The sequence below is a fragment of the Bacillus sp. SA1-12 genome (assembly GCF_000981385.1).
Taxonomy (GTDB): Bacteria; Bacillota; Bacilli; order Bacillales; family Bacillaceae; genus Metabacillus.
In genome coordinates this window covers 182842-194549 of record NZ_LATZ01000128.1, presented here as the reverse complement: position 1 = coordinate 194549, position 11708 = coordinate 182842, and the positions used below count along the sequence as shown (strand labels likewise).

The 11708-nt window shown below is 38.5% G+C and carries 12 protein-coding genes; 3 read left to right on the top strand and 9 right to left on the bottom strand.

Annotated elements, in window-relative coordinates:
* Nucleotides 1-46: 46 nt before the first annotated feature.
* Nucleotides 47-1249: an ornithine--oxo-acid transaminase gene (locus WQ54_RS25075; RefSeq protein WP_046588438.1), complete on the bottom strand. Its 1203-nt coding sequence runs from the start codon at nucleotides 1247-1249 to the stop codon at nucleotides 47-49.
* Nucleotides 1250-1763: 514 nt separating this feature from the next.
* Between WQ54_RS25075 and WQ54_RS25070 the strand changes: the two genes are divergently transcribed.
* Both WQ54_RS25070 and WQ54_RS25065 read left to right on the top strand, forming a co-directional pair.
* A complete protein-coding gene (locus tag WQ54_RS25070; protein WP_046588436.1) occupies nucleotides 1764-3188 on the top strand; it encodes a sigma-54-dependent Fis family transcriptional regulator in 1425 nt (474 codons plus the stop codon).
* Nucleotides 3189-3514: 326 nt separating this feature from the next.
* Nucleotides 3515-4951, top strand: coding sequence for an amino acid permease (locus tag WQ54_RS25065; RefSeq protein WP_046588434.1), 1437 nt, complete (start codon nucleotides 3515-3517; stop codon nucleotides 4949-4951).
* 153 nt (nucleotides 4952-5104) lie between these two features.
* Here WQ54_RS25065 and WQ54_RS25060 read toward each other — a convergent pair whose 3' ends face one another.
* The 5 genes from WQ54_RS25060 to WQ54_RS25040 form a co-directional block, all read right to left on the bottom strand.
* Nucleotides 5105-5404: a hypothetical protein gene (locus WQ54_RS25060; protein ID WP_052737965.1), complete on the bottom strand. Its 300-nt coding sequence runs from the start codon at nucleotides 5402-5404 to the stop codon at nucleotides 5105-5107.
* A gap of 85 nt (nucleotides 5405-5489) precedes the next feature.
* Nucleotides 5490-5795 (bottom strand): YwdI family protein, encoded by a 306-nt coding sequence (locus WQ54_RS25055; RefSeq protein WP_046588432.1) that lies wholly within the window; start codon nucleotides 5793-5795, stop codon nucleotides 5490-5492.
* A gap of 15 nt (nucleotides 5796-5810) precedes the next feature.
* The gene (locus WQ54_RS25050) at nucleotides 5811-5987 is read right to left on the bottom strand and encodes a hypothetical protein (RefSeq protein WP_046588430.1); all 177 of its coding nucleotides are present in this window, start codon (nucleotides 5985-5987) and stop codon (nucleotides 5811-5813) included.
* A 30-nt stretch (nucleotides 5988-6017) separates the two neighbouring features.
* Complete coding sequence (locus WQ54_RS25045) at nucleotides 6018-6689, bottom strand: uracil-DNA glycosylase (RefSeq protein WP_046588428.1); 672 nt, start codon at nucleotides 6687-6689, stop codon at nucleotides 6018-6020.
* Nucleotides 6686-7507 (bottom strand): glycosyltransferase family 2 protein, encoded by an 822-nt coding sequence (locus WQ54_RS25040; RefSeq protein ID WP_046588426.1) that lies wholly within the window; start codon nucleotides 7505-7507, stop codon nucleotides 6686-6688. The genes WQ54_RS25045 and WQ54_RS25040 overlap by 4 nt, the downstream gene beginning before the upstream one ends.
* A 159-nt stretch (nucleotides 7508-7666) precedes the next feature.
* Here WQ54_RS25040 and WQ54_RS25035 point away from each other — a divergent pair, with 159 nt between their 5' ends.
* Nucleotides 7667-7981, top strand: coding sequence for a general stress protein (locus WQ54_RS25035; protein WP_046588425.1), 315 nt, complete (start codon nucleotides 7667-7669; stop codon nucleotides 7979-7981).
* A gap of 255 nt (nucleotides 7982-8236) precedes the next feature.
* Here WQ54_RS25035 and WQ54_RS25030 read toward each other — a convergent pair whose 3' ends face one another.
* From WQ54_RS25030 to galE, 3 genes are all read right to left on the bottom strand, one after another.
* Nucleotides 8237-8794 carry an HPP family protein gene (locus tag WQ54_RS25030; RefSeq protein WP_046588423.1) on the bottom strand — a complete coding sequence of 186 codons (558 nt, stop codon included), beginning with the start codon at nucleotides 8792-8794 and terminating at the stop codon, nucleotides 8237-8239.
* 277 nt (nucleotides 8795-9071) lie between these two features.
* Nucleotides 9072-10598 (bottom strand): UDP-glucose--hexose-1-phosphate uridylyltransferase, encoded by a 1527-nt coding sequence (galT, locus tag WQ54_RS25025; RefSeq protein ID WP_046588709.1) that lies wholly within the window; start codon nucleotides 10596-10598, stop codon nucleotides 9072-9074.
* Nucleotides 10599-10715: 117 nt separating this feature from the next.
* Complete coding sequence (gene galE, locus WQ54_RS25020) at nucleotides 10716-11705, bottom strand: UDP-glucose 4-epimerase GalE (RefSeq protein ID WP_046588421.1); 990 nt, start codon at nucleotides 11703-11705, stop codon at nucleotides 10716-10718.
* Nucleotides 11706-11708 lie beyond the last annotated feature (3 nt).

Below are 11708 nucleotides of genomic sequence, written 5' to 3'. Positions count from 1 at the left end.
TAGAATAAAACTTTTTTTAATATATCCTTTGTTGTCTCTTTGCTTCTTAAGACAGGACTTTGCGAATTTTTTCAATCGCCCAATCAAGATCCGCCTGAGAAATCACAAGTGGCGGCGCGAATCGAATTACCGTATCATGCGTTTCTTTACATAACAATCCCTCTTCTTTTAATTTTTCACAATATGGACGGGCAGCTTCTTGCAGCTCTACTCCTATAAACAGTCCCCTTCCTCTTACTTCTTTAATGAGTGGATTGCTGATTTCAGATAACCTTTGTTTAAAGTATTGACCCAATTCAAGCGAGCGCTCCTCCAATTTTTCTTCTTCTATCACATCAAGTGCAGCGATGGATACCGCACAAGCAAGTGGATTTCCGCCAAATGTGGAACCATGTGAACCTGGATTAAAGACGCCCAAAATGTCTTGATTCGCCACTACACAAGAAATGGGGAACACCCCGCCTCCAAGCGCTTTTCCTAAAATCAACATATCAGGGTTCACGTTCTCCCATTCACAGGCAAACATTTTTCCTGTACGCGCTAAGCCAACTTGGATTTCATCCGCGATAAATAATACATTGTTTTCTTTACATACATCAGAAGCTGCTTTTAAGAATCCTTCCGGCGGAAGTACAATTCCTGCTTCTCCTTGAATCGGCTCGATTAGAAACGCTGCTGTATTAGGTGTAATAGCTGCTTTTAATACTTCAATGTCTCCATAAGGAATTAATTTCATTCCCGGTAACATCGGACCAAATCCTCTTTTATATTCAGCTTCTGACGATAATGAAACGGCTGTCATCGTACGGCCATGAAAATTTCCTTCACATGCAACAATTTCCGCCTGGTTCTCTGTAATACCCTTTACTTCGTAACCCCAGCGGCGTGCTGTTTTAACCGCTGTTTCTACCGCTTCTGCACCAGTGTTCATTGGAAGGGCCATATTTTTGTTTGTCATCTTGCAAATTTTCTCGTACCATGGGCCAAGCTGGTCATTATGAAAAGCGCGGGATGTTAATGTAACTCGATCTGCTTGATCTTTTAACGCTTGAATAATTTTAGGATGACAGTGCCCCTGATTCACCGCTGAATAAGCACTTAGCATATCCATATATTTGTTGCCTTCCGGATCTTTTACCCATACACCTTCCGCTTCAGAAATAACGATTGGCAGCGGATGATAGTTATTCGCTCCGTAGTGTTCTGTTTGATCAATAATTCTCTTCGTGTTTGTTATCTTTGTAGTCATCTTTTTTCCTCCTCTTAAGCGAGTGTGTCTATGATTCCTTTTTTAAAGCCTAGCTGTTAGTTAATATGAGTAACGCTTCTTTTGAAATTCTTACTTATTTTCTTTTTTCGCAAATCTGTAAATGATTCATGAATGGATGGTAAAGACATACGCGTGTACCCCCTATTGTTTTTTCTATGTTACTTATTGCAAGTTTCATGCCAACTTTCATTTTTGAAAAATAAGCGATTCTTATAGCGAAAGCATCGAAAACCGCCAATTTTTTTTGCTCCTTTATAGAACACAGAAGTAATTCGCCAATAAATTTTGCACAAACAATTAATCTTAAGAATAAATAAGGTTTAATTTTTATAAAAAATTTGCATTTTAAAGATATTAGTATTGAACATTGCCAATTTATTTTGCTATTTTATAGAAAACTAGTATTCATTTACGCCATAATATTTTTCTTTTGTTTTATGTATAATTCGAAAAAAATCTAAGTCTGAATGCCTGGATAAGGGAGAATCAAATCATGGAAGAAAAATTGAAACAAACTATTCAATCTCTACAATATGTGAATCGTATGTATGAAAGAATCATGGATGAAATAGATGTTGGTATCCATGCAGTAGACGAAACAGGAAAAACCATCATATATAACAAAAAAATGATGCAAATGGAGTCAATGGATAGTAAAGATGTATTAAATAAAAACTTATTGGACGTTTTTATGTTTAAAGAAAACCAGGAAAGCACCCTCGTTCAAGCGTTACAGGAAGGAAAAGAAGCCATCAACGTAAAACAGACTTATTTTAATAACAAAGGAAAAGAAATTACAACGATTAACAATACGCTTCCTATATTAAAAGATGGCAAAGTTCAAGGTGCGGTCGAAATTGCTAAAGATGTGACCAAGCTAGAACGCTTGATTAGAGGAAAAATTAAGAGAAAAGGAAATACGAGATACACCTTTGATAGCATTATCGGGAGCAGCCCTTCCATAAAAGAAGTGATTGAATGCGCAAAACGAGCTACCCGCACCTCTTCTTATGTGCTTATCGTCGGTGAGACCGGAACAGGAAAAGAACTATTTGCTCAAAGTATTCATAACGGCAGCAGTCGTTCAGCCGCTCCCTTCATTTCACAAAACTGCGCAGCCCTTCCTGATAGTTTAATAGAAAGCCTTCTGTTTGGAACAAAGCGTGGGGCATTTACAGGTGCTACTGATCATGCAGGATTATTTGAACAAGCAGAAGGAGGAACATTGCTGCTTGACGAGATTAATTCATTAAATCCAAACCTTCAAGCTAAACTATTGCGTGTCCTACAAGAAAAGACGGTAAGACGTATAGGCGATACTCATGATATACCTGTTGATGTGCGAGTCATCGCTAATATCAATGAGGACCCAATTGATGCTATTGCTAATAATCATTTACGAAAAGACTTATATTATCGCCTTGGGGTAGTGACCCTATTCATTCCCCCGCTTCGCGAAAGAATAGAAGATATTTTATTTTTAGTCCAGTGCTTTATCAAGAAGTACAATGAATTGTTTCAAATGGATGTAAAAGGGTTAGATGAAGAGGTCATTCAATCATTCCTTGCCTACGATTGGCCTGGAAATGTCCGCGAACTGGAACATATTATTGAAGCTGCTATGAACATCATGATGGATGAAGAAATGATCAAGTATTCGCATTTGCCTTACCATTATCGAAACAAATTGCAGATGAAAGAAAAAACCATTCCTGCTCCTGGAGTTGAATCTTTTATTCATAATGCTACGGATATAACCATTCATTTAAAAGACCAACTGGAATCATTTGAAAAATACTATATTGAACACGCTCTAAAGCAAAACGATTATAATATTTCGCGAACAGCTAACCTTCTTGGCTTAAGCCGTCAAAGCTTACAGTACCGGATGAGAAAACTGAATATTATAAACAGGTAATCAATTGTCACTATTACTAAATAGATCAAAAGTTTCTAGACTATATCCCAGCAAAGATCATCGTTTGATTAGAAAACGTGTACGCCTATGTTGGGATTCATGTCGTATAATCATTTTCCCCTTGCAAATTTTTTTGCACCTGCTGCCAAAATTTTAACTATCATCTGCAAAATTTCCATTAACTTTGTTCATAAATACGTAAAAATTCACCTATTTACAATATGGCACAGAACTTGCATGATTAAGAGTAATGTCAAATTTATATGTTGTTCATCATTACCCAAATATTGGAACCGCTTTCAAATTTACTACAAGGAGCGAATTAAATGACATTAGGAGCAAATCAATCAAATGAATTAAAAAGGAGCATGAAGGCAAGACATCTTTTCATGATTTCATTAGGAGGATGCATCGGGACAGGCTTTTTCCTTGGTTCCGGTTATACCATTCAACAAGCGGGACCGACTGGCGCAATCCTTTCTTACATCGTTGGGGGAATTATCATGTATTTAACGATGCTTTGTCTCGGTGAACTTTCTGTTGCAATGCCGGTTTCAGGTTCTTTTCAGACGTATACGACGAAATTTATCGGTCCCGGAACAGGCTTCGCAATCGGTTGGCTCTACTGGCTGGGATGGGCAGTAACAGTTGCACTTGAATTCCTGTCTGCTGGGCAACTGATGCAAAGGTGGTTTCCTGATTCTTCGGTTTGGATGTGGTGTGCACTCTTTGGTACATTGATTTTTCTACTTAACGCTTTATCAGCAAAAGCATTTGGCGAAACAGAGTTTTTATTTTCAAGCATCAAAATATTGGCCATTTTAATGTTTATCGCAGTCGGCGGAGCTGCCATGTTTGGTCTGATTGATATGGAAAGTGGAAAAGATGCCCCATTTTTATCAAACTTTTTCGCTGAAGGACTTTTTCCTAATGGGGTAACAGCTCTGCTCATTACAATGATTGCCGTCAATTTTTCCTTTCAGGGTACAGAATTAATTGGTATCGCTGCAGGCGAAAGCGAAAATCCAGAAGAAACAATCCCTAAATCGATTAAGCAAACAGTTTGGAGAACACTTTTCTTTTTCGTTTTATCCGTGTTTCTCCTCGCAGGCATGATTCCAATGGAGCAAGCGGGAGTTGTTGAAAGTCCATTCGTTGTTGTACTAGATAGCATCGGAGTGCCCTATTCAGCTGATATTATGAATTTCATCATTCTTACAGCCCTATTGTCAGTTGCTAATTCAGGTCTCTATGCTGCAACACGCATGCTTTACTCGTTATCTAGAGAAGGCATGGCTAGTCCGAAGCTCGGCAAAGTCAATCGCCGAGGGGTGCCATTTAATGCCCTAGTGATCACACTTGCCATCGCTTGTCTATCTTTACTTTCAGGTTTCTTTGCTGCAGAAACTGTATTTGTATGGCTGCTCTCCCTTGCTGGATTGGGAGCTCAAATTGGCTGGATTGCTATCACGGCTTCTCAGCTCGTATTTAGAAGAAAATTCATACGTGAAGGAGGAAACGTGGAGGATTTAAAGTTTAAAACACCACTCTATCCGTTTGTTCCCCTCCTAGCCTTACTAGCAAACTGCATCGTTATGATTAGTCTGGCATTTGATCCAGAGCAAAGGCTGGCACTCTATTTCGGAGGAGCATTTTTTATAGGTTGTTATGTCTATTATCACTTCATCGTCAAAAAGAAGCAGCAACTTTCTTTAACGAAACAAGAAGTGGAATTGCAAACAAATAAAAAAATGATTATTTGATTTAGGGCCAGGCGCCCGAGAGTGTGAGCTTATCGACATTTCTAGAATTTTTTATACCTAAAACGACAACGACAAGCTGTCTCAACACAAAATTATCAGAACCCCGAACACCATATATTGGTATTCGGGGTTCTGATCCTCTTGAGAAAAGCCTTAACGGTTTTGTAAGTATACTTTCAACACATTAGCAATGTCTTGTTCATTCTTTACGGTATTTATATAATAATGATCGCCATCAAGATAGGACTGAAATTGGCTGTAGCCTTCATTCATTAAAAAATCGTCAATATCTTGTACTGATTCTTGTGCAGTCAGCAAATATTTCTGACCAATAAAGTCTTGATTCACATAGACATCATATCGATCATGTGATAATTGAGTAGGTGAGGGACCGTTAAATATCCCCATATTAAACCTTGTTCTTCCCATACTAAATAAGTCATCGTAAGCCATATTCATAACCTCCAGTTAAATTGTTACTATTCATTGTGTCCTGATTAGATTAGAATATGATGGATTTCTTTGGAACTAATGACTTCTAGAAATCAAATAGGGAATCCCCATTTGCATCATCCTCCTTGTAACGTGCAGAGGAAATGCCGGGTTGTTGTTTTGCAGAAGCTGAAAAACTTCCCATCATTTTTTGCAGCTCGGCAGGGTTAATTTCATTTGTTTTTGGTGATGGTATACGTAATGAACTAGACGTATCATCTTCTAATATAATTTCACAAAGGGATCGAATGACGACAAGCTTTTCCCTTAATTCTTTATCTGTGTCTGAATTTTTTGCCTTTACTAGCTCCTCCTCCATTTTTCCAAGGAGCTTTGATACATGTATATTCACTAAAAAAACCTCCGTTTACTTGATCGCCTTCGGTTCATACTTCAAGCATGTGATTCCTGATGATTTTCTCACCATTATTGCCGGTCTGCTCGCTGATTTAAATCCATACGCACGGCAGCCATTTGGATACATCCGATCCCAAGTAACAAAAAAATGCCTGCACTTAATACAATTTACAGCTTGTTCTTTCACTAGTTTTAACTCCTTTTATAAGGCTAATACTTAGTTTAAACACCAGTCTATTTCTTTTATTTGACTCTGTTTTAAAAAGTCATTTGTTTTGGAAAAAGGTTTACTTCCAAAAAATCCCTTCCTCGCAGAAAAAGGACTCGGATGTGGCGACTCAACAATGAAATGCTGGGATGATGTGATGAATTTCTTCTTCTCACCAGCATGTTTTCCCCACAAAATAAAGACAATCGGCTGTTCCCGCTGATTTAATTGTTTAATGATTTCATCTGTAAGAAGCTCCCATCCCTTGCCTTTATGGGAATTAGCCATTCCTTTTTTTACAGTTAACACGGTATTTAAAAGCAGTACACCCTCATTTGCCCATTTTATTAATGAACCATTTGAAGGAGGCTGACAGCCAAGATCCTCCTGAAGTTCGATAAAAATATTCCGCAAAGAAGGCGGCAACTTAACATCCAGCTGTACAGAAAAGCTAAGTCCCTGTGCTTGTCCGTCACCATGATAAGGGTCCTGTCCAAGAATAACAGCTTTTACAGCACCATATGGTGTTTTATTTAATGCCTCAAATATATTCTCCCATTTTGGAAAAATAGCACCTTGCTTATATTCCTCATGTAAAAATTGGGAAAGCTGCTGAAAATATGGCTTTTCAAATTCACTTTTTAATATTTCCGCCCAATCAGAATGCAGTAATTGCTTCATTCGATTACCTCCTCTTGTTCCGCTAATCTTGAACGAAGAGGCTGTCCGTTCCAAACGAGTTTGGTTTGCGCTTCACGCTGTTTCATTTCAGCCTCCTCTAAGAGAACAAAGAAATTTTTTATTGGTAAATCGCCCAGCTGATGCTTGTCACAAAGTTTTCTTAGAAAATGCTTTCTTCTATCATTCAAATCTGCTGATTGATTCGTTCCCGCTTCCGAAAAAGCATAGATAACACTTGCTATAGGCATTCGTTTTACCCGGCATACTTGTGCTGCACGCAGGAAAAAATCCCAGTCCCAATAATTATGAACTTCTGAATCAAATAAACCAATTTGATCATGAAGCTCTTTTTTATAGGCACTGCCTGAAGGAATATAGGTAGAAAATTTTCTCATTTCCTGAAGATTATACTCATAAGCAAATGTTCTTCTAGTCAAAGGATAGCGCGTTGTCCCTCTTTGCTCAAAGCTGACAATTTCCGCATCTGCATAAACAAACTCAGCTTCCTCTAGCTCTTTTTGAACCTGTTCAATATGGGTTTCAGTAAAATAATCATCATCATCACAAAGCATGATGACATCACCTGTTACATAAGTTACACCAATATTTCGGGCATGAACATGCTTAACATTTTCCTCAAGTTCTATCGACTTAATTGGCAATTCTTTATAAAGTTCAACTAATGGAGTAATGCTCGTTCCTGCATCATTTACAATAATAATTTCATGTGGCTGCACCGTTTGGTTACAAATCGATTCAAGAAGCTCTGCAAGTTCTATTAATCTATTATAGGTTGCGATTAAAATTGATATTTTCATTTCTATCACCTCATGTCTATTTTTTTATTTTAACAAGGTTTAAGCATTTCATATAGAGAAAGTATCTACCGTGACTTTTCTCCTATTTTTTCCCAAACATGTTTTCATCGCAATGAGACGGGTATGTTCAAAGTAACAATGAAAGGGAGATGAAAAACCATGAAAACATATGTTGTTGAAAATGGAGTACAAGCTACGGAAGCTATTCAAACTCTTGAAACTCAGGGCTATAACAAGGATGACATTTATTTATTCGCACATGATTCTACACGCTCCGAGCATTTAACAGAAAATACGGATACAAACAATATTGGGTTAAAAGAAGAAGGTTTATTTGAAAAGATGGCAAATGCGTTTCGTTCACGCGGTGATGAACTTCGCGCAAGAATGTCATCATTAGGTGTTTCTGAAACAGAAGCGGCACAACTTGAAAGAGAATTGGACGAGGGCAAAGTTGTTATTATTGCTCAATAATAACAAAAGCGGAAGCGCCTGGCCCAGCCCTGAGAAGCATAAGACGCTTGGGAATAGAAGACGTTCTTTGTATTCAATTCTGGAGTGACTTATGATTCGAGGGGCTAGGCGCTGCAGCTGGATGCAGAAGCGCATTTCCACAGTATAAGGCTTTAGTTTCTATACGATAGACAGTAAGAGCTAGACTCAAAAACGAATGAAAAACAGTTACAGTTTATAACAAAAATAATGAGGTTGCCTTTGGCAGCCTCTTTTTTATATCCAATGCTTTGGATACTGTCTGGATTGAAATAAATTATTATAAAACAATGAGATCACCACTAATAAAAGACTACATACGATCATGCATGGGATAAACCCCCAACCCGCCTCTGAATTAATCGCTACGATGGCACTAGCCGCTGCGGGAGGATGAATAGTGTTTGTAATAACCATGAGAATAATCACCACCGCTAGAGTTATCCCAATAGTCAGAAAACTACGCCCGAAAAGGTCCCAAATGGTTAGCGAAGCAAAGGTTGTCAGCAAATGGCCGCCAACAATTTGTCTCGGTTGCGAAAAAGGCCCATTATGAACACCGAATATCAATAAACAGCTTGCGCCAATTGGTCCTAATGCCATTGGATACCCGAGAGCAATGGCAATAATACTGATAATGCTCATTGCAATCAAACAACCGACAGCTGAAATCATTAAATCCGTATAATTTAAATTGGTTTTATTCTTCGCTTCACCCTTCATTTTCTTTATATAGGTACCGAACCCAATCGGGAAAGAACCTACCTCAGCTCTTCTAACTTTCTCTATATTCATCTGTTCCCCCTACTTTATAAAATATCTATTAGTTTGTTAGTTTTTCTCACAGATAAATTTTATTTTAATCGATCATTATCTCAAAATAAAGGAAAAATTCTAATTTTAAGTATAGAGACTATGAACTCTCCAACTGTACTTTAGAAATCTTAAATGTAAGACAGGGGACAAAAAAAACCTCCTTACTTTAAGGAGGCCCATACATTATATAAAGATTAGGGGGGGATGTACTAACATCATTGCCAGATTGCGATTATCTTATACTAGCAAATTTCATTTATTTCACTTTTTTCTGTAATTCACTGATAAACCGTTTAAAACCTTGCTGACCTGATTCATCCCGCTTAAATACCCCTGCATGCTCCAGGATCGTGGCAAACACTTTACCTACTTCCTCTAACAAAGTTTGATAGGCTGTTTTTTGATTTAAATCTGGATGGTCTTTTTTAATCTTTATCGCCCACTCATAATGCTTAGAGAGCTCATCATCTACCTGAATGCTCGTTAATCCATTATCATTCACCAGGAATGCTGCTAATTTTTGCAGTTCGTCTAATAGTCTGCCTGGCAACACCGCTAACCCCATTACCTCTATCAGACCGATATTTTCTTTTTTAATATGATGGACCTCTTGATGCGGGTGGAAAATTCCTAGCGGGTGTTCATCACTAGTTCTATTATTTCGCAGCACGAGATCCAGCTCAAAAAGACTTCCTCTTCTTCTAGCAATAGGCGTAATCGTATTATGCGGAGTTTCCCCGGAAAATGCGAGAATCTCAACCGATTCATCACTATAGTTCTTCCACTCCTGCAAGATATCATCTGCAGCATTGATCAAATCTTCTGGATGTTCCCCTTGCAGCCTCAACACAGACATTGGCCACTTTACAACCCCTAAATCGACGGAAGGATACTTTTCAAGCTTAAAGAAGTGCTCTGTCTCTGCTACCTCCATTGGAAACGTATGGTGTCCGCCTTGGAAATGATCATGACTTAAAATCGAACCGCCAACGATTGGCAGGTCTGCGTTGGATCCAAGAAAATAGTGGGGATAATGCTTAACAAAATCAAGCAGCTTAACAAATGTTTCCTGTGAAATCTTCATCGGTTTATGTTCACCTGATAGGACAATCGCATGCTCATTATAATAAACATACGGCGAGAACTGGAGGAACCACTGTTCATCATTTAGCGTTACCGGAATAATCCGATGATTTTGTCTAGCCGGATGATCTAAACGGCCGGCATATCCGACATTTTCCTTGCAAAGCAAACAGGTTGGGTATTCACTTTTTTTCATATTTCTAGCAGCGGCAATGGCAACAGGATCTTTCTCAGGCTTAGATAAATTGATGGTCATTTGCAGATCGCCGTATTCTGTGTTAACCAGCCATTTTTCATTTTTTGCGATGCGATCTGTACGAATATAATGAACATCTTGTGAAAACTGATAGAAGGCTTCAGTTGCTTTTTCCGGTCCATCTTGGCTTACTGTTTCTTGAAAACGACGAATTACTTCTCCCTGTGATGGGACAAAACATCCCATGATCCTTGTATCAAGTAAATCACGATACGTAACCGTATTTTCAGGTAACCGTTTGTTTTCAGAAGCCCAGTCTAATATGTTTTCTAAAATAGCTACAGGTGAAGCAAGCTCCTCATCTTGGATTGTTACCGCTTTAAAATCGTCTAATTGTAAAACCTCTAGTACTTTGTTGCGCGTTAATTGGACGTCCCACTCAGAAATAAGCTGTTTCTTCAACCCAAATTGCACCAATCGTTCAATTTCTTGATATATATTGATAGACATGTCATCATCCCCTTGTAGCATTCTCTAGCATGATTTTTGCAAGATGATCTAGGGCTGTCTCGTAAGGATATGACCCTTATATATTGAGACAGCCTCCTTTATATTCTAATCTTATTTTTCGTAGCCGCGCGGGTTCTTTTGAAACCAATTCCATGCACTCTCGATAATCGTGTGAAGGTCTGCATATTTTGGTTTCCAGCCAAGTTCATTGATCGCCTTTTCCGATGAAGCTACTAAGACAGCTGGATCACCTGCACGACGAGGAGCTATTTCAGCTGGAATTGGATGACCTGTTACCTTTCTAGCTGTTTCAATTACCTCTTTTACAGAGAAGCCATTGCCATTTCCTAAATTATAGGTTGCGCTTTTGCTTTCTTTACGAAGCTTATCGATAGCTAGAATGTGAGCATCAGCCAAGTCTGTTACATGAATATAGTCGCGAATACAAGTACCATCCGGTGTATTATAGTCATCACCGAAAATCATGATTTTTTCACGGTCGCCAAGTGCTACTTGTAAAATGATAGGAATTAAATGTGTTTCAGGCTGATGGTCCTCACCAAGCTTTCCATCCATATGAGCTCCAGCTACATTAAAGTAACGAAGCACGACATAGTTCAAGCCATATGCCTGCTCGCTCCACTTCAGCATTTTTTCTACAGCAAGCTTTGTTTCTCCATAAGGATTTGTAGGGACAGTTGGATCGGTTTCTAAAATTGGGATATTTTCAACTTCACCATATGTCGCTGCTGTTGAAGAAAAGACGATTTTATTCACACCGAACTCTGTCATCACCTTCAAAAGACACAAAGTGCCGTATACATTGTTTTCATAGTATTGCAGCGGCTTCTCGACACTCTCACCGACAAGTGAATCAGCAGCAAAATGAATAACTGCTTCAATATCATTCTCTTGAAACACATTTTTTAAAAAGGCTTCATCACGCAAATCTCCTGAATAAAGCTTTGCACCTTCTAAAACTGCCGGTTTGTGACCTTTTTGCAGATTATCAACAACGATAACCTCTTCATTTCGATCCAACAGCTCTGATACTGCATGACTTCCGATATAACCTGCTCCACCACATACTAATACTGCCATCTT